General features: G+C 63.2%; 13 protein-coding genes. 1 reads left to right on the plus strand and 12 read right to left on the minus strand.

Going from position 1 to position 18,224, the window contains the following annotated elements; genetic code table 11:
• Window positions 1–175: 175 nt before the first annotated feature.
• The 9 genes from gcvP to arcD (ABX298_RS15745) all read right to left on the minus strand — a co-directional run bounded on the left by gcvP (window position 176) and on the right by arcD (ABX298_RS15745) (window position 12,449).
• Window positions 176–3,031, minus strand: coding sequence for an aminomethyl-transferring glycine dehydrogenase (gene gcvP / locus ABX298_RS15705; RefSeq protein WP_075043884.1), 2,856 nt, complete (start codon window positions 3,029–3,031; stop codon window positions 176–178).
• Window positions 3,032–3,042: 11 nt separating this feature from the next.
• Window positions 3,043–3,426 (minus strand): glycine cleavage system protein GcvH, encoded by a 384-nt coding sequence (gcvH, locus tag ABX298_RS15710; RefSeq protein ID WP_075043885.1) that lies wholly within the window; start codon window positions 3,424–3,426, stop codon window positions 3,043–3,045.
• A gap of 298 nt (window positions 3,427–3,724) precedes the next feature.
• On the minus strand, window positions 3,725–4,921 hold the full coding sequence (gene gltS, locus ABX298_RS15715; RefSeq protein WP_075043886.1) for a sodium/glutamate symporter: 1,197 nt from the start codon (window positions 4,919–4,921) through the stop codon (window positions 3,725–3,727).
• Window positions 4,922–5,428: 507 nt separating this feature from the next.
• Window positions 5,429–6,937, minus strand: coding sequence for a sigma-54-dependent transcriptional regulator (locus ABX298_RS15720; protein WP_075043888.1), 1,509 nt, complete (start codon window positions 6,935–6,937; stop codon window positions 5,429–5,431).
• A gap of 183 nt (window positions 6,938–7,120) precedes the next feature.
• On the minus strand, window positions 7,121–7,489 hold the full coding sequence (locus tag ABX298_RS15725; protein ID WP_075043889.1) for a DUF5064 family protein: 369 nt from the start codon (window positions 7,487–7,489) through the stop codon (window positions 7,121–7,123).
• 55 nt (window positions 7,490–7,544) lie between these two features.
• The gene (gene arcC, locus ABX298_RS15730; protein WP_003257953.1) at window positions 7,545–8,474 is read right to left on the minus strand and encodes a carbamate kinase; all 930 of its coding nucleotides are present in this window, start codon (window positions 8,472–8,474) and stop codon (window positions 7,545–7,547) included.
• Between the two features lie 180 nt (window positions 8,475–8,654).
• Window positions 8,655–9,665 (minus strand): ornithine carbamoyltransferase, encoded by a 1,011-nt coding sequence (locus ABX298_RS15735; RefSeq protein ID WP_025337853.1) that lies wholly within the window; start codon window positions 9,663–9,665, stop codon window positions 8,655–8,657.
• A gap of 69 nt (window positions 9,666–9,734) precedes the next feature.
• Complete coding sequence (gene arcA / locus ABX298_RS15740) at window positions 9,735–10,988, minus strand: arginine deiminase (protein WP_075043890.1); 1,254 nt, start codon at window positions 10,986–10,988, stop codon at window positions 9,735–9,737.
• Window positions 10,989–11,021: 33 nt separating this feature from the next.
• Window positions 11,022–12,449, minus strand: a complete 1,428-nt coding sequence (gene arcD, locus ABX298_RS15745) for an arginine-ornithine antiporter (RefSeq protein ID WP_025337855.1) — start codon at window positions 12,447–12,449, stop codon at window positions 11,022–11,024.
• A 436-nt stretch (window positions 12,450–12,885) separates the two neighbouring features.
• Between arcD (ABX298_RS15745) and arcD (ABX298_RS15750) the strand changes: the two genes are divergently transcribed.
• Window positions 12,886–14,313: an arginine-ornithine antiporter gene (gene arcD, locus ABX298_RS15750; RefSeq protein WP_075043891.1), complete on the plus strand. Its 1,428-nt coding sequence runs from the start codon at window positions 12,886–12,888 to the stop codon at window positions 14,311–14,313.
• Here the strand turns inward: arcD (ABX298_RS15750) and ABX298_RS15755 are convergent.
• The 3 genes from ABX298_RS15755 to ABX298_RS15765 form a co-directional block, all read right to left on the minus strand.
• Window positions 14,293–14,709, minus strand: a complete 417-nt coding sequence (locus ABX298_RS15755; protein ID WP_075043892.1) for a YbaN family protein — start codon at window positions 14,707–14,709, stop codon at window positions 14,293–14,295. The genes arcD (ABX298_RS15750) and ABX298_RS15755 overlap by 21 nt on opposite strands.
• Window positions 14,710–14,763: 54 nt before the next feature.
• Window positions 14,764–15,357, minus strand: a complete 594-nt coding sequence (locus ABX298_RS15760; protein ID WP_075043893.1) for a biliverdin-producing heme oxygenase — start codon at window positions 15,355–15,357, stop codon at window positions 14,764–14,766.
• 222 nt (window positions 15,358–15,579) lie between these two features.
• The gene (locus ABX298_RS15765; RefSeq protein WP_367393328.1) at window positions 15,580–18,219 is read right to left on the minus strand and encodes a TonB-dependent receptor; all 2,640 of its coding nucleotides are present in this window, start codon (window positions 18,217–18,219) and stop codon (window positions 15,580–15,582) included.
• Between the last annotated feature and the right edge of the window lie 5 nt (window positions 18,220–18,224).

The raw sequence follows: 18,224 nt of genomic DNA on the forward strand, positions 1-18,224 counted from the left end.
GGCGAGTGCTGCGCACTCGATCGCCGGCAAGCCAGCTCCCACAGGTACTGCACCAGCCTTGGAAAACAGGTGAGCCCTTTAGGGCTGGCAAGCTCTCACAGGTATTGCACCAGCCTTGGGTGCGGTGAGGCCCCTGTGGGAGCTGGCTTGCCGGCGATGAGGCCTGAGCGCCGGGTCAGGCCTCCTGATAGCTCTCGATCGACGGGCAGGCGCACACCAGGTTGCGGTCGCCGAACACGTTGTCGACCCGGCCGACCGGTGGCCAGTACTTGCCTTCCACCAGGCTCGGCAGCGGGTACACCGCCTGCTCGCGGCTGTAGCCATGGGCCCATTCGCCAACCAGCTCGGCCGCAGTGTGCGGGGCGTTCTTCAGCGGGTTGTCGTCCTTGTCCAGGCTACCGTTCTCGACCGCGCGAATTTCTTCGCGGATCTGGATCATCGCGTCGCAGAAGCGGTCCAGTTCTTCCTTGGACTCGCTTTCGGTCGGTTCGATCATCAGCGTGCCCGCCACCGGGAAGGACATGGTCGGGGCGTGGAAGCCGAAGTCGATCAGGCGCTTGGCCACGTCGTCGACGCTGATGCCGCTGGTGTCCTTCAGCGGGCGCAGGTCGAGGATGCACTCGTGGGCCACCAGGCCATTGCCGCCGGTATACAGAACAGGATAGTGCTCTTCCAGGCGACGGGCGATGTAGTTGGCGTTGAGGATCGCCATCTGCGAGGCACGCTTGAGGCCGGCACCGCCCATCATGCGGATGTACATCCAGGTGATCGGCAGGATGCTGGCGCTGCCGAACGGCGCGGCACAAACCGCGCCCTCGGTGTTTTCCAGCTGCGCGTGGCCGGGCAGGAACGGCGCCAGGTGCGACTTGACGCCGATCGGGCCGACGCCCGGGCCGCCACCGCCGTGCGGGATGCAGAAGGTCTTGTGCAGGTTCAGGTGGGATACGTCGCCGCCGAACTTGCCCGGGGCGCACAGGCCGACCATGGCGTTCATGTTGGCGCCGTCGATGTACACCTGGCCACCGTTGTCGTGGATGATCGCGCAGATTTCGCCGATCGCTTCCTCGAACACGCCGTGGGTCGACGGGTAGGTGATCATGATCGCGGCCAGGCGCTCGCGGTGCTCGATGGCCTTGGCGCGCAGGTCCTCGACATCGACGTTGCCGCGGGCATCACAGGCGGTGACCACCACGCGCATGCCGGCCATGTGCGCGGTTGCCGGGTTGGTGCCGTGGGCCGACGACGGGATCAGGCAGATGTCGCGGTGGCCTTCGCCACGGCTGCGGTGGTAGGCGCGGATGGCCAGCAGGCCTGCGTACTCGCCCTGGGAACCGGCGTTGGGCTGCAGCGACACGGCGTCATAGCCGGTGGCGGCGCAGAGCATGGCTTCCAGCTCGGTGGTCATCTGCAGGTAGCCCTGGCTCTGCTCGGCCGGGGCGAACGGGTGCAGGTTGCCGAACTCGGCCCAGGTGACCGGGATCATTTCGCTGGCGGCGTTCAGCTTCATGGTGCACGAGCCCAGCGGGATCATGCTGCGGTCCAGCGCCAGGTCCTTGTCGGCCAGGCGGCGCAGGTAGCGCATCAGCTCGGTTTCGCTGTGGTAGCGGTTGAATACCGGGTGCGCGAGGATGGCCGACTGGCGCAGCAGGGCGGCAGGCAGCAGCGAGCCGGTGCTGGCGGCCAGGGCGTTGAAGTCCGGCTGGGCCTGGTCGCCACCGATCAGCTGCCACAGGGCCTCGACATCGGCCTGGCTACTGGTTTCGTCCAGCGACAGGCCCACGTGGGCGGCGTCGATCTGGCGCAGGTTGATGCCCTGGGCGCGCGCCTTGTCATGCAGGCTGGCAGTGGCACTGCCGGTGGCCAGGGTCAGGGTGTCGAAGGCGCTGGCGCCCACCACCTGCACGCCCAGCGTCTTCAGGCCGGCGGCCAGGATCGCGGTCAGGGCATGGGTACGTTCGGCGATGCGCTTGAGGCCGGCCGGGCCGTGGTATACGGCGAACATGCTGGCGATGTTGGCCAGCAGCACCTGGGCGGTGCAGATGTTGCTGGTGGCCTTTTCGCGGCGGATGTGCTGCTCCCGGGTCTGCATGGCCAGGCGCAGGGCGGTCTTGCCGAAGCGGTCGATCGATACGCCGACCAGGCGGCCCGGCATGTCGCGCTTGAACGCGTCACGGGTGGAGAAGTAGGCCGCGTGCGGGCCACCGAAGCCCAGTGGCACGCCGAAGCGCTGGGCGCTGCCGATGGCCACGTCGGCGCCGAACTCGCCCGGCGGGGTCAGCAGGGTCAGGGCCAGCAGGTCGGCGGCCACGGCGACTAGGGCGTTGGCGGCGTGGAAGCGCTCGACCACTTCGCGGTAGTCGAACACTTCACCGTTGCTGGCCGGGTACTGCAGCAGGGCGCCGAAGAAGGCGCTGACATCGCCCAGCTCGCGCTCGTCGCCGACCACGATCTCGATGCCCAGCGGCTCGGCACGGGTACGCAGCACGTCGAGGGTTTGCGGGTGGCAGTGCACGGAGGCGAAGAAGGCGTGGCTGGCCTTGTTCTTCGACAGGCGCTTGCAGAAGGTCATGGCCTCGGCCGCAGCGGTGGCTTCGTCGAGCAGGGAGGCGTTGGCGATCGGCAGGCCGGTCAGGTCGCTGATCAGGGTCTGGAAGTTCAGCAGCGCTTCCAGGCGGCCTTGGGAGATTTCTGGCTGGTACGGGGTATAGGCGGTGTACCAGGCCGGGTTTTCCAGCAGGTTGCGCAGGATCGGCGCCGGAGTGTGGGTGTTGTAGTAGCCCTGGCCGATGTAGCTCTTGAACAGCTGGTTCTTGCCGGCGATGGCCTTGAGCGCGGCAAGCGCGTCGGCTTCGCTCTGGCCGTCGTGCGAGCCGAGCACGCTGGTGCCTTTGATGCTGTCGGGAATGACCGCGGCGGTCATGGCTTCCAGCGAGTCGAAGCCGAGGGCGGCCAGCATGGCCTGCTCGTCAGCGGCGCGCGGGCCGATGTGGCGGGCGATGAATTCGTTGGCGGTGCCGAGGTTGATGGTCATGGCGGGGTTCCTCAGGCGTCGTCGTTGGCTTTGATCAGGCGGTCGTAGGCGTCTTGGTCGAGTAGGGCGGTGACTTCGCTCATGTCGGCCGGGTTGAAGCGGAAGAACCAGCCTTCGCCCATCGGGTCTTCGTTGACCAGTTCCGGGCTGTCTTCGAGTTGGTCGTTGATCTGGACCACTTCGCCGGTCAGGGGCATGTACACACCGCTGGCGGCCTTGACCGACTCGACGGTGGACGCTTCGCTGCCTTTCTCATACTGCTGCAACTCTGGCAGTTGCACGAAAACCACATCGCCAAGGGCGTTCTGGGCGTAGGCGGTGATGCCCACGGTGACGCTGCCATCGGCTTCGACGCGCAGCCATTCGTGATCTTCAGTGAAACGCAACTCGCTCATGGGGAATCCTCGGGAAGCAGGGCGTTAGGCGCAGTGGCTCCGCGCTCTTGGGGTTGGGATTCCCTTAGCAAAAATGCGGCCAATCGTTAAAAATCGTTATAAATCAAGATGTTAATTATTTTGCGTAATCATTTTGTCATTCTTGTGGAATGAAAACGCTACAGCGGGTGGGGGATGGAAAAGGGTTTGGGGATCAAACCCTTGCACTGCCGTATCCGAATGGGTGTGTATCGATTTGAATACGGTGTATTTAAATCGATACGGTTCTGACTTACCGGCTGAGTGGTCAGCCTCTGGCTCAAAAGAACGGCAACGCCAGATACAGCTTGATGACGATGACATTGATGATGTCGATGAAGAACGCCCCCACCATCGGCACCACCAGGAAGGCAATGCGCGAGGCTCCGTAGCGCTGGGTCACCGCTTGCATGTTGGCGATTGCCGTTGGCGTTGCGCCCAGGCCGAAACCACAGTGCCCGGCAGCCAGTACCGCTGCATCATAGTTGCGGCCCATGACCCGGAACGTGACGAATATCGCGAACAGTGCCATGACCAATGTCTGTGCGGCGAGCAATGCAAAGAACGGTAATGCCAACGCTGAAAGGTCCCACAACTTGAGCGACATCAAGGCAATGGCCAGGAATAACGACAAGCTCACATTGCCCAATACCGACACTTCCCGTTCGAAAACTTGATAAAAGCCGAGCGCCGAAAGGCCGTTTCGCAACACCACGCCCACGAACAGCACGCAAACGAACGTTGGCAGTTCAAATGCAGTGCCTTTCAGCAAGCCGTTAAGTAATGAGCCCGCGAGCAAACTGACAGCGATCAGCGCCAGTGTTTCGATAAATGAAAACGGTGTAATCAGGCGCTCTTTGTCCGGTTGTTCGAAACCTTTGGGCAGTTGTGGTGCTGCTTCTTCGATACCAGGCGTCGATACCCGCTTGATCAGCAACCGGGCGACCGGGCCACCAATCAGGCCGCCCAGTACCAGGCCGAAGGTAGCTGATGCCATTGCCAGCTCGGAGGCCGAGGCCAGGCCAAACTTTTCGGTGAAAGTGGCCCCCCATGCAGCGCCTGTACCGTGGCCACCGGACAAGGTGATAGAGCCGGCCAGCAGGCCCATCAGCGGGTCGAGGCCCAGTGCCGTTGCCAGGCCGATACCCATGGCGTTCTGGACCAGCAGCAAACCGGTTACCACCAGCAGGAACACGGTAACCACGCGGCCACCTTTTTTCAGGCTGGCGAAGTCTGCACTCAAACCAATGGTGGCGAAGAATGCCAGCATCAGAGGGGTTTGCAGTGAAGTATCGAATTGCACGTGGATATCGAAACTGCGCAACGCCAAGAGCGCCAAGGCCACTACCAGGCCGCCAGCGACAGGTTCAGGAATATTGTAAGTGCGCAGGAAACCAATACGCGCGACCAGGCCGCGCCCCAATAACAGTACCAAAGAGGCGGCTACAAGCGTCCCGTAAAAATCGAGTTCAAACATCAGGTGCTCTCGTTATATCCAGTAGCGGACCACTTCCCGCTATGGGGCGGACAAGTGGGGTGACAGGTGGGAATACACTGTCACCATTCTACGAGGCATCCGTGGGAGAGTATCTTTCACTGGCGTAGGAAAAGCCTGAATAACAACCGGATTATTACAATAACTATCAGGGGCCGCTTTGCGGCCCATCGCAGGCAAGCCAGCTCCCACAGGTATCGCGCAGAATTCAGGGCGTGTGCGATACCTGTGGGGGCAACTGTCTTGCTCAAATTCTGAAAGTTGGCGCGATCTCTGTGGGAGCGGCCTTGTGTCGCGAATGGGCTGCAAAGCAGCCCCAGCAATTTCAACTGTTACGCATCAATCCGGGGGCCGCGATGCGGCCCTTTCGCGACACAAGGCCGCTCCCACAATTACCGCGACAACCTCGAGAGCAACGCCGTACCTGTGGGAGCTGGCTTGCCTGCGATGGGCTGCGTAGCAGCACCGGTTGACGCTATCTGACAGGTATCAGGCTTTGCCCGGTATTCCATATTTGCGCAGGCGCTGCGCAATGGCGGTATGTGAAGTTTGCAAGCGCCCGGCCAGTTGCCGCGTCGATGGGTAGCTGGCGTACAGGCGTTGCAGCAGCTCGCGCTCGAAATCGCCCACGGCCTGTTCCAGGCTGGCCACTTCGCCGTCCAGGCCACGGGCCACCGAGGTGCCGGCGATGTCCAGGTCACCGATATCCACCAGGTTGCCCTCGCAGATGGCTGCGGCGCGGAATATCACGTTCTGCAGCTGGCGCACATTGCCCGGCCAAGGGTTGGCCAGCAGTGCCGAATGGGTGGCCGGGGTCAGCCGGCACGGTGGGCGCTGGATCTGCGTGCAGGCCTGCTGCATGAAGAAATGCGCCAGCATCAGGATGTCCTGGCCACGGTCGCGCAGCGGCGGCACTTGCAGGTTGAGCACGTTCAGGCGGTAGAACAGGTCTTCACGGAAGCTGCCTTCGGCGACCATGCGCTCCAGGTCGCGGTGGGTGGCGCTGATGATGCGTACATCCACCTTCACTTCGCGGTCGCCACCCACCCGGCGGAAGCTGCCATCGCTGAGAAAGCGCAGCAGCTTGGCCTGCAGGTACGGTGACATCTCGCCGATTTCATCGAGAAATACCGTGCCCTGGTTGGCCAGCTCCATCAGCCCGGGCTTGCCGCCCCGTTGCGCGCCGGTGAAGGCGCCGGGGGCGTAGCCGAACAGTTCGCTCTCGGCCAGGCTCTCGGGCAGCGCGGCGCAGTTCAGGGCCAGGAATGGCGCCGCGTGGCGGCTGCTGATGGCGTGGCAGGCGCGGGCTACCAGCTCTTTGCCGGTGCCGGTCTCGCCATGCACCAGCAGCGGTGCATCGAGCGCAGCCACGCGCAGGGCGCGGGCCTTGAGGGTGCGGATGGCCGGTGACTCGCCGAGCAGGGCATCGAAGCCTTCGGCATGGTCGTGGTGCATCGCCGACAGGCGTTCGCCCATGCGCGTGGGTGGGTACAGCGTCAGCAGGCCACCGGCGTTGGTGATCGGCATGGCGTCCAGCAGCAGGCTCTGGCCGTTGAGCTGCATCTCGCGCATGGGCAAGTGGAAGTTGTTGTCCAGCAGGGCCTGCAGCAGCGCCGGGTCGCCGAACAGTTCACCCACCGAGCGCCCGGCCGATTCGCGGCCGCACAGCTCGATCAGCGCCGGGTTGGCCAGCAGCACCTTGCCGGCACTGTCCACGGCCAGCACCGGGTCGCTCATCGCCGCCAGCAGGGCATCGAGCTGCAGGTGCCGGCGTTGGCCAGGGAGGATGTCGACCACGTCCACCGATTGCACGCCATGTACCTCGAACAGCGCGTCGTGCAGTTCTTCGAGCACGGCGGGGCTGAGGGTAGGGGCGTCGATGTAGACGTTCGGCGGGACCATCTCCACGGCGTCCAGGTTGAGGTTGCGGGCACCGAGCAGGGCGAGGACTTCCTGGGTGATGCCGACGCGGTCGATGAAGCTGACGTGGATGCGCATGGGGAGGGTGAAGTGGTGGCCGGGGAGGGCGGTAGTATGCCTCAACATCGCCGGGGCCGCTTTGCGGCCCTATCGCCGGCAAGCCAGCTCCCACCTCGATCTCATCGGCCTCAAGGCCTGCGCAGTACCTGTGGGAGCTGGCTTGCCGGCGATGGGCTGCAAAGCAGCCCCCGGATCCTGAAATCACTCCAGATGTTCAGGCTTGATCGGATCGCCCGACTTCACATCCAGCTTTTCGCGAATGTCCGCGAACATATGGTCATAAAGCTTGTGCGGCGAACCCAGGCTCTCGAATTTCTTCGGTGGCTTCAGGTACGACTGCGCCCTTCGGCTCAGCTGCATGAGGAAGCTGGGCAACACCTGGTCCTTGGCCAGGAAGAACTTTTCGTCCACTGGCTTGCCTTCGATTTTGCCATGCATCTTGAACTGGATGCCTCTGCCTTCCTTGGGGTCCGACACTGCCTCGTATTCGATGTTCAGGTCATAGCTGTGGTCGTTCTGGTTCAGCGCGGTGCGCTCGATGTGTACATGACCGGGCTGGTACTGGGCCATGGCAAGCTCCTTTGGAAGGTCGAAAATGGCGGGCGCTGGCGCCCGCCCACTGCATTCAACGGTAGCTGATCCCCGGCTTCGCGGTGGAAACCCTCGTGCCGGCGGTGCCTTTGACGATGTCTTCGATGTTCTCCAGCGAACTGATCACTGCCACTTTGCCGGTGTTGCGGGCAAAGTCGCAGGCCGCCTGCACCTTCGGCCCCATGGAGCCGGCGGCGAAGCCAAGGCGTTCGAGCTCGTCGGGGTGGGCCTGGGCAATGGCCTTTTGCGTGGGCTTGCCCCAGTCAACATACGCCGCATCGACGTCGGTGGCGATTATCAGAAGGTCGGCGTCCAGCTGCTCTGCCAGCAGGGCCGAGCACAGGTCCTTGTCGATCACCGCCTCGATGCCCTTGAGCTTGCGGTTCTCGTCGTACATGGTGGGGATGCCGCCGCCGCCGGCGCAGATCACGATGCTGCTCTTTTCCAGCAGCCACTTGATCGGGCGAATCTCGAAGATGCGCTTGGGTTTCGGGCTGGCCACCACACGGCGGTACTTGTCGCCGTCGGCCTTGACCACCCAACCCTTTTCCTTGGCCAGGCGCTCGGCCTCTTCCTTGCCATAGACCGGGCCGATGAACTTGGTCGGGTCCTTGAAGGCGGGGTCGTTGGCGTCCACTTCGACCTGGGTCAGCAAGGTGGCGAACGGCACCTCGAAGGCCAGCAGGTTGCCCAGTTCCTGTTCGATCATGTAGCCGATCATGCCCTCGGTCTCGGCACCCAGCACGTCCAGCGGGTAGGCCTCGTCGGGCTTGTAGGACAGGCCCTGCAGCGACAGCAGGCCAACTTGCGGGCCATTGCCGTGGGCGATGACCAGCTCGTTGCCTGGGTGGATCTTGGCGATCTGTTCGGTGGCGGTGCGGATATTGGCGCGCTGGTTGTCAGCGGTCATGGGCTCGCCGCGACGCAGCAGGGCGTTGCCGCCCAATGCAACAACGATACGCATGGGGAATGTCCTTTAACGAAAGAAGGGAGCGCTGCTCTCGACCGGTATCGCCGCCCCCTTGTGGGAGCGGGTTTACCCGCGAAAGCGTCAGCCCATGCAACACGGCTGGTGCTACTGACGCATTCGCGGGTAAACCCGCTCCCACAGGGATTCGGGTTGCCCGGCTTGCCGGGTCAGCCTTTACAGGTCAGCCAGTGTCGACACCAGGATCGCCTTGATCGTGTGCATGCGGTTTTCCGCCTGCTCGAAGGCGATGCAGGCCGGCGACTCGAAGACGTCGTCGGTCACTTCGATACCGTTGGCCAGGTCCGGGTACTGTTCGGCGATCTGCTTGCCTACCTTGGTTTCGGAGTTGTGGAACGCCGGCAGGCAGTGCATGAACTTGGTCCGCGGGTTGCCGGTGGACTTCATCAGCTGTGCATTCACCTGATACGGCTTGAGCAGCTTGATGCGCTCACCCCAGGCTTCGATCGGCTCACCCATCGATACCCACACGTCGGTGTGCACGAAGTCCACACCCTTGACCGCGGCAACCGGGTCTTCGGTGAGGGTGATGCGCGCGCCGCTTTCCTCGGCGTACTTGCGGCAACGCTCGACCAGATCGTCATGCGGCCACAGCGCCTTGGGCGCGGCGATGCGCACGTCCATGCCGAGCTTGGCGCCAATCAGCAGCAGCGAGTTGCCCATGTTGTTGCGGGCGTCGCCCAGGTAGGCGTAGCTGATGTCGTGCAGCGGCTTGTCGCTGTGCTCACGCATGGTCAGCACGTCGGCGATCATCTGGGTGGGGTGGTATTCGTCGGTCAGGCCGTTGAACACCGGAACGCCGGCGAACTTGGCCAGCTCTTCGACGATTTCCTGCTTGAAGCCACGGTACTCGATGGCGTCGTACATGCGCCCGAGCACGCGGGCGGTGTCCTTCATGCTTTCCTTGTGGCCGATCTGCGAGGAGGTCGGGTCGATGTAGGTGACATTGGCGCCCTGGTCATAGGCGGCCACTTCGAAGGCGCAGCGGGTACGGGTAGAGGTTTTTTCGAAGATCAGCGCGATGTTGTTGCCTTTCAGGTGCTGCTGCTCGGTGCCGGTGTACTTGGCACGCTTGAGGTCGCGGGACAGGTCCAGCAGGTAGCGCAGCTCGCGGGTGCTGTGGTGTTCCAGGCTGAGCAGGTTGCGGTTGTGAATATTGAACGCCATGACTTTTCTCCTTGAGTTTGGTGAACACACCGGCCGCCACTTTGTGAGGGCGGCCGGGGGTAATGGTCGTTAGTAGTCGATCGGGTCGCGCACGATCGGGCAGGTCATGCAGTGGCCGCCGCCACGGCCCCGGCCCAGTTCGCCGGCGCTGATGGTGATGACTTCGATCCCGGCCTTGCGCAGCAGGGTATTGGTGTAGGTGTTGCGGTCGTAGCCAATGACCACGCCCGGCTCGATGGCCACCACGTTGTTGCCGTCATCCCACTGTTCGCGCTCTGCGGCAAAGCTGTTGCCACCGGTTTCGACCACGCGCAGCTTGACCCCAAGCTGCTCGCCCACCACTTCGATGAACGACTTGTTGATGCGGCGCACGTCCATGCCGTAAGGCTTGCTTTCGTCCGGACGGATGATGAACGGCACGATCTCTTTCACCACTTCCGGGAAGACCGTGACCAGGTCGCGGTCGCAGAAGCTGAACACGGTATCCAGGTGCATGGCGGCGCGCGATTTCGGCAGGCCTGCGACGATCACTTCCTTGACGGCGCCCTTGGCGAACAGGTTCTGCGCGAGCTGGCCGATAGCCTGGCGCGAGGTACGCTCGCCCATGCCGATCAGCACGATGCCCTTGCCGATCGGCATGACATCGCCGCCCTCGAGAGTGGACTGGCCATGTTCCTTGTCCGGGTCGCCATACCACACCTGGAAGTCGGCGTTGGTGAACTGTGGGTGGAACTTGTAGATGGCGGTAGTCAGCAGGGTTTCCTGGCGTCGCGCCGGCCAGTACATCGGGTTGAGCGTGACGCCGCCGTAGATCCAGCAGGTGGTGTCGCGGGTGAACTGGGTGTTGGGCAGCGGTGGCAGGATGAAGCTGGAGTGGCCCAGGTAGTCGTTGTACATCTTGACCACCTCGGCACCTTCGCTCTGCGGCAGGTCCTGCCCGGCGACGCCGCCGATCAGGAACTCGGCCAGGTGGCGTGGCTCGAGGCCTTCGAGCCAGCTGCGCACTTCATTGGTCAGGCCGACACCGACGGTGTCGGGGGTGATCTTGCGATCGAGGATCCACTTCAGTGCCTCGGGTTGCTGGACGATGTCGGTCAGCAGGTTGTGCATCTCCAGCACATCCACGCCACGCTCGCGCATCTTGGTGACAAAGTCGAAATGGTCACGCTTGGCCTGGTCGACCCAGATCACGTCGTCGAACAGCAGCTCGTCACAGTTGCTCGGCGTCAGGCGCTTGTGCGCCAGGCCCGGCGAGCAAACCATGACCTTGCGCAGTTTGCCGGCTTCGGAGTGGACACCGTACTTCTGTTTTTCAGCGGACATGATTTCATTCCTCCAGTTGAACGAAGACGTGGGTCAAAGAGTCAGGAAGCCGTCGTACAGGCCAAAGGCTGCCACCAGGGCGCCGATGACCACGGCTGCGAAGATCAGTTTTTCCACGTTGGTGAAGACAGGTTGGCCAACCTCACGCTTGGCCTTGGCGAACAGGATCGCGCCAGGTGCGTAGAGCAGGGCCGAGAGCAGCAGGTATTTCACGCCACCGGCGTAAAGCAGCCAGACGGCGTACAACAGGGCGATACCACCGATCACCAGGTCCTTCTGCCGTTCGGCCAGGGCCTGCTCGTAGGTTTCGCTACGCACTGCCAGCAGCACGGCATAGGCTGCCGACCACAGGTAGGGCACCAGGATCATCGATGTGGCCAGGTAGATCAGCGACAGGTAGGTGCTGTTGGAGAACAGCGTGATCACCAGGAAGATCTGCACCATGGCGTTGGTCAGCCACAGGGCGTTGGCCGGTACCTGGTTGGCGTTCTCGCGGCGCAGGAACTCCGGCATGGTGTGGTCCTTGGCGGCGGCGAACATGATCTCGGCGCACAGCAGCACCCACGACAGCAGGGCCCCGAGCAGCGAGATGATCAGGCCGACGCTGATCAGCACCGCGCCCCAGTGGCCGACCACATGCTCCAGCACGGCAGCCATCGACGGGTTCTGCAGCTTGGCCAGTTCCGGTTGGGTCATGATGCCCAGCGACAGTACGTTGACCAGCACCAGGAACAGCAGCACGGTGACGAAGCCGATGACCGTGGCCTTGCCCACGTCAGAGCGTTTTTCCGCCCGCGACGAGAAGATGCTCGCACCCTCGATGCCGATGAACACCCACACGGTGACCAGCATCATGTTGCGCACCTGGTTCATCACGCTGCCAAGCTCTGGTGTGCCCAAGGCCCAGATGTCGGCGGTGAAGATGTCGAGCTTGAAGGCGAACAGGCAGATCAGGGCGAACAGCAGCAGTGGCACCACCTTGGCCACGGTGGTGACCAGGTTGATGAACGCCGCTTCCTTGATGCCGCGCAGCACCAGGAAGTGCACGGCCCACAGCAGCACCGACGCGCCGATGATGGCGGCCGGGGTGTTGCCTTCGCCGAAGATCGGGAAGAAGTAGCCCAGGGTGCTGAACAGCAGCACGAAGTAGCCGACGTTGCCCAGCCAGGCACTGATCCAGTAGCCCCAGGCCGAGGAGAAGCCCATGTAGTCGCCGAAACCGGCCTTGGCGTAGGCATACACCCCGCCATCCAGATCAGGCTTGCGGTTGGCCAGGGTCTGGAACACGAACGCCAGGGTCAGCATGCCGACCGCGGTGATTGCCCAGCCGATCAGTACAGCGCCAACCCCTGCACTGGCAGCCATGTTTTGCGGCAGCGAGAAGATCCCGCCACCAATCATCGAACCGACCACAAGTGCAACTAACGCGCCGAGCTTTAGTTTTCCGGATGTATCAGACATTTAACAACTCCTGCCAGGAGAAAGTTGACGACAGAGTAAATCCGACGCCGCTGCCATTCGCTGACTTGGGTCAGTTCATGGCGACGTGAAGTAGGAAAATTCCTTCACGAAGCTCCTGGAGAGTGCCGACAACTTATGCTGCAGGGCTTGCACGCTGGCACCTCCATGTCCTTCTAGAGCAAACGCTCTGTTCAGCCTGCGATGCTTGAAGCTAGCCGCTTTTGCCGCTTTCGCAAATTTTTCACAAGAATTTCGAGTTTTATCGGATTCTTTTCTAGTTGCTCGGGAGCTGCTAGTTTTTACTCGAAGGGTGACATAGACAAAGCAGTTATTAGTGCTATAGCTTCATTGATCAGGATCATTATAAGTAACACCATTTATATGGCCCGCATGGCTGTTTCAAGCCCATGACAGCGCGCAAAAAAAAGGAAGGCTCATGAGCGAACCGGGACAGAAGCTGCGCCTGGGCGCGCTGATCGCGTTGGTGGTCGGCTCGATGATTGGTGGCGGGATCTTCTCGCTGCCGCAGAACATGGCGGCGCGTGCCGATGTGGGGGCGGTGTTGATCGGCTGGGGTATCACCGCGGTCGGCATGCTGGCCCTGGCGTTCGTGTTCCAGACCCTCGCCAACCGCAAGCCGGAGCTGGACTCGGGGGTGTACGCCTACGCCAAGGCCGGCTTTGGCGAGTACATGGGTTTTTCCTCGGCCTGGGGCTACTGGATCAGTGCCTGGCTGGGCAACGTCGGCTACTTCGTGCTGCTGTTCAGCACCTTGGGCTTCTATTTCCCGGTGTTCGGCGAGGGCAACACGCCAATCGCCATCGGCTGCGCTTCGCTGCTGCTTTGGGCGGTGCATTTCCTGGTGCTGCGCGGCATCAAGGAAGCGGCATTCATCAACCAGGTGACCACCGTGGCCAAGGTGGTGCCGTTGCTGATTTTCGTGGTGATCGCCGCGTTTGCCTTCCGCGCCGATATCTTCACCCGTGACATCTGGGGCCTGAGCAACCCGCAGTTCGGCAGCGTGCTGGAACAGGTGCGCAACATGATGCTGGTAACCGTGTTTGTGTTCATCGGCATCGAGGGCGCCAGCGTGTATTCCGGCCGCGCCCAGCGCCGCTCGGATGTGGGCAAGGCCACGGTGATCGGTTTCCTGGGGGTACTGGCGCTGCTGGTGCTGGTCAACGTGCTGTCGCTGGGGGTGATGACCCAGCCGGAACTGGCCGGGCTGCAGAACCCGTCACTGGCCTCGGTGCTGGAGCATATCGTCGGGCCCTGGGGCGCCTTGCTGATCAGTATCGGCCTGGCGATTTCGCTGCTTGGCGCGCTGCTGTCGTGGGCGTTGCTGTGCGCCGAGATCCTCTTTGCCACGGCGCGGGACAAGACCATGCCGCGCTTCCTGGCCAAGGAAAACGCCAATCACGTGCCGGCCAACGCCCTGTGGCTGACCAACAGCATGATCCAGGGCTTCCTGCTGATCACGCTGTTTTCTGCCGGTACCTATACCAGCCTGATCTACCTGGCCTCGTCGATGATCCTGGTGCCCTACCTTTGGTCGGCGGCCTACGCCGTGCTGCTGGCGGTGCGTGCAGAAACCTACGCCGGGCAGCCGGCCCTGCGCCGCAAGGACCTGCTGGTGGCGCTGGTTGCCCTGGTGTATGCCGTGTGGCTGTTGTACGCCGGCGGGCTCAAGTACCTGTTGCTGTCGGCGCTGCTGTACGCGCCGGGTGTGATCCTGTTCGCCAGGGCCAAGCATGAGCAGGGAAAAACCTTGTTCACCACTTGGGAAAAGCTGATCTTCGCCGCCGTGCTGGCAGGTGCCGCGCTGGCGGCCTATGCCCTGTACTCAGGGCTGCTGAGCTTGTGACGGGGCAGGGCAGGGGGCGTGCTCGGGGCGGGACCAGATCCACAGGTTGCCCAGGGTCATGCCGGCAATGGCCAGGAACACCGGCCAACGGTGTTCCAGGAACGTCAGCATCAGGCCCGCGCACAGCAACATGCTGAGGGTCGCGCTGACTTTGGCCCGGCGCTGGATCACCTTGCCATTGCGCCAGTTGTGCAGGATCGGCCCGAACAGCCGGTGGTTCTCCAGCCAGGCAGACAGGCGCGGCGAACTGCGCGTGGCCGCCCAGGCGGCCAGCAGGATGAATTCGGTGGTCGGCAGGCCGGGAATGACGATCGCGACCAGGCCCACGCCCAGGCTCACGTAAGCCAGTAGCGCATACAGCAGGCGGGCGAGTTTCGAGCGGGCGGGTCGGGTCATGGTCTCACTGCATAAAACGGTTCGGCCACCGGTAGGGTGGCCGGCTACGGCGTGTCAAACCAGCGCGGCATCCGCGGCGTAGGCGTGCTTGAGCAGCTCGGTGAAGCGCTCGAAGGCAGCAACTGCGCCGCGTTCGGCAGCGGCTTCCTCTTCGGCCGACAGGGCCAGGCCATCAAGAATGCGGGTGAACTGCTTCCAGCCTTCGGCACGGCCACCGGCCGGTTCGCCCAGGTGTCGGGCACCGAAGCTGTCGGACAGTTCCAGGGCCACGGCACGCTTGATCAGAAACGCAGCGCCCAGTTTGGAGCCTTCGGAGACGAAGATCCAGCCCATTGCCTCGCCCAGGCTCGGGTTGCGCAGAGCTCCCGGCACGGCTGGCGGTACTTCGGTGTCGAGGTCGGCGAGGTCCAGGCGGGCCTGTGCGGCGCGGCAGCGCTCCGCCAGGTCGGGGACGATGGCGATCAGTTGCGGGTCGTTGTACAGGGCCTGCAGCTCGGCCTGGAACAGGTACTGGGCGACCACGAAGCGGGCGAAGCTTTCGCGGCTGTCGAAGGGCGCGTGGGCTTTGACCAGGGCATCCAGTTCGGCGTGGGGGGCGTGGGTGATCTGGTTGAGGCGCTGGGAGCGCAGGGCTGGGCGGTCGGTCATGGGGCAGTCCTTGGAAAAGGGGGCGTCTAGAGACAAGACGAAATAGTTGGAGCGCGACAGTAAAAAAAGCTGGTATTTGTGCTGGTAGTGCTGGCCTCTTCGCGGGTAAACCCGCTCCCACAGGGACATCACAGGCCCGAGGTCTGCGCGATACCTGTGGGAGCGGGTTTACCCGCGAAGAGGCCGGCACTGACGAAACAAACCTGTCAGCGATAATCCAGGTCAGATATCCCAAACCACATTGATGCCGAAGTTGCGCCCCGGCATGGTCAGGCGGTCGATGTTGGCCGGCTGGGTCACGGCCGCTTCACCCTGGGCGTCGTAGCTGCGTACCGAATCCCACTGCCAGTACTTCTTGTCGGTGAGGTTGTACAGGCCGGCGTTGATGGTCACGTCGTCGGTGACCTTGTAGTAGCCGGTCAGGTCCAGCACCCCGTAGCCGGGGGTACGGAACTTGGAGCTCGAGCCGTCGGGCGAGTAAAAGGTGCTGTCGTCGACGCGAGTCTTGCGCTTGACCAGTGTCCAGCTCAGCAGGCCGCCGTAGTGCTGTTGCTCGTAACCCAGGCCGAACACGCCCTTGAGCGGGTTGACGCTGTTCAGTGGCTCGCCGGTGTCATCGTTGCGGCCATAGGTGTAGGCGATCGAGCCCTGGGTATACAGGCCCTGCGGCGCACCGAAGTGGTCGAGGTTCAGGCGGCCCTTGACCTCGGCACCCTTGATGGTGGCGTGCTTGATGTTGTTGGCCTGGAAGGTCTGCTCCAGGTTGGCGCTTTTCACGGCGTCCTCGTCGATGAAGTCGCGGTACTTGTTGTAGAACACCGCCACGTCGAAGTTGCCAGCATCGAAGTTGCCACGCAGGCCGGTTTCATAGCTTTTGCTCTTTTCAGGCTCCAGGCCCGGATTGCCTTCTACCCGGTAGCCTTGCTCGATATTCTGAAACTTGCCGTACATGGATTTGGCAGTCGGGGTGCGGAAACCTTCGGCGTACTGGCCATACCAGGTGTAGTTGTCGTTGAAGGCGTAGGTCAGGCCGAACTTGGGCGAGACGCGGTGCCACTTCTTGTCCGAGTCGTCCTGAGAGGTAGGCGCGGTACCGGTGGACTCCAGGCCACGCAGGAACTCCTTGGTGAACCTGGGCTCCATGCGCGTGTAGTCGTAACGAGCGCCAGGCATGAAGGTCCAGTTGTTCCAGCGGATTTCATCCTGCACGAACAGGCTGTAGGTGTTCACGGTCGGGTCCGGGAAGTCGCTGACCAGGGCCTGGCCGTCTGCCGGGCGCTCGGCGCCAGCGCCGGAGCAATCTGAGCCAACGGCCAGGCAGGTGCCGGTGCCACTGCGCGAACCGGTGACCTTCTCGTGCTTGAGGGTGGTGCCGTAGGTCAGCAGGTGGTCGGTGGCGCCGAGGCTGAAGGCCTTGTCCAGCTGGGCGTCGAATACCCACTGGCGGTCCTTGTAGAGGGTGTCGCGGGTACGCAGCACCTGACGGCCAGGCGGCACATAGACTTCCTCGGTGTGCTGGTCGGTCTTGGCGATCTGGTAGTTCAGGCTCCACTTCACATGGTCGGCCACCAGCGAATCCAGGCCGAACTCATGGTTGATGCCAAAGCGTTCGCGGGTGATGGTGTCGTTGCCAGTGCGCGCCTTGTAGTAACCCGAGGCACCAAGGCCAGGAATGAACGGCCCGCCCACCGCACTGAGGATGTTCTGGTCGCGGTCATCCTTGTAGCGTTCGTAGGTGAAGCCCAGGCGCGCGTCGTCGGCGTAGTTCCAGCCCAGCTTGGCCAGCACGTTTGTGGTGCGCACGTCCATCGGGTTGGCTTCGGTACGGGCCAGGCCGTCACCGCTGTGGCCGCCGTGGGTCTCGGTTTCGTGGCCGTTGCGCTGGCTCAGGTGCAACAGGCCGTCGAAGTCGCCCTGGCGGCCGGCAACGGTGGCGGAGGTCAGCCAGCTTTCGTCGGCCGAGCTGTAGCCGGTCTTCAGGCGGGCACCTGCGTCCTTGCCGGGCTTGATGATGTCGTCCGGGTCGAGGGTGAAGTAGCTCACCGCGCCGCCGATGGCGTTGCTGCCGTACAGCACCGAGGCCGGACCGCGGAGGATTTCCACACGCTTGACGATCTCCGGGTCCACGTAGTTGCGCTGGGTCTGGGCGAAGGGGCCGAAGAAGAAGCTGTCGGGGATCGACACGCCATCGACCTGGGTGAGGATGCGCTCGCCGTCGATGCCACGGATGTTGTAGCCGTTCAGGCCGCTGCGCTGGCCGGTGCCGGCTACCGACACGCCCGGTTCGTAGCGCACCAGGTCCTGGATGTTGTTGACGTTCTGCCGGTCCAGTTGCTCGCGGGTCTGCACGCTGACGGTGCTCGGCACCTGGCTGACGTCCTGGGCGCTGCGGGTGGCGCTGACGGTCACCTGCTGCAGGGCAATCACATTGGCGCTGGCCTGGCGTTCGAGCACCACATTGCCGTTGCTGATCTTGCGAAAGCCCAGGCCGGTGCCGTGCAGCAGGCGCTTGAGTGCGGCTTCCGGCGGTAGCGAACCCTGCACCCCTGGCGATGCCACGCCGTCGGCCAGTTCGGCGCTGAAGCCGACCTGCCAGCCGGTGACCTGGCTGAAAGTATTGATGGCCGAAACCAGCGGCTGCTGGCCGATGCTGAAGCGGTAGTCGCCCATGCGCGGGCTGCTGGCCTGTGCCGGCTCGGCGGCCAGTGCTGGCTCGGCGGCCAGTGCTGGCTCGGCGGCCAGTGCTGGCAGGCTGATGGCGCCGCTGGCGAGCAGGGCGAGGCTCAGTAGGGAAAGGCTCAGGAGGGGCAATTGCCCTCCATGGCGAGGAAGGGTGGAGGGGCGGGTAGGACCTGTGGACATCGGAA

The sequence above is a fragment of the Pseudomonas sp. X4 genome (genome assembly GCF_040784925.1).
Classification (GTDB): Bacteria; Pseudomonadota; Gammaproteobacteria; order Pseudomonadales; family Pseudomonadaceae; genus Aquipseudomonas; species Aquipseudomonas putida_Z.

Coding starts and splice junctions, on each gene's coding strand:
- gcvH (WP_075043885.1), bottom strand. CDS start 3,426: ATGAGCGAGTTGCGTTTCACTGAAGATCACGAATGGCTGCGCGTCGAA.
- arcD (WP_075043891.1), top strand. CDS start 12,886: ATGAGCGAACCGGGACAGAAGCTGCGCCTGGGCGCGCTGATCGCGTTG.
- gcvP (WP_075043884.1), bottom strand. CDS start 3,031: ATGACCATCAACCTCGGCACCGCCAACGAATTCATCGCCCGCCACATC.
- arcC (WP_003257953.1), bottom strand. CDS start 8,474: ATGCGTATCGTTGTTGCATTGGGCGGCAACGCCCTGCTGCGTCGCGGC.
- ABX298_RS15765 (WP_367393328.1), bottom strand. CDS start 18,219: ATGTCCACAGGTCCTACCCGCCCCTCCACCCTTCCTCGCCATGGAGGG.
- ABX298_RS15735 (WP_025337853.1), bottom strand. CDS start 9,665: ATGGCGTTCAATATTCACAACCGCAACCTGCTCAGCCTGGAACACCAC.
- arcD (WP_025337855.1), bottom strand. CDS start 12,449: ATGTCTGATACATCCGGAAAACTAAAGCTCGGCGCGTTAGTTGCACTT.
- ABX298_RS15725 (WP_075043889.1), bottom strand. CDS start 7,489: ATGGCCCAGTACCAGCCCGGTCATGTACACATCGAGCGCACCGCGCTG.
- ABX298_RS15720 (WP_075043888.1), bottom strand. CDS start 6,937: ATGCGCATCCACGTCAGCTTCATCGACCGCGTCGGCATCACCCAGGAA.
- arcA (WP_075043890.1), bottom strand. CDS start 10,988: ATGTCCGCTGAAAAACAGAAGTACGGTGTCCACTCCGAAGCCGGCAAA.
- ABX298_RS15755 (WP_075043892.1), bottom strand. CDS start 14,709: ATGACCCGACCCGCCCGCTCGAAACTCGCCCGCCTGCTGTATGCGCTA.
- ABX298_RS15760 (WP_075043893.1), bottom strand. CDS start 15,357: ATGACCGACCGCCCAGCCCTGCGCTCCCAGCGCCTCAACCAGATCACC.
- gltS (WP_075043886.1), bottom strand. CDS start 4,921: ATGTTTGAACTCGATTTTTACGGGACGCTTGTAGCCGCCTCTTTGGTA.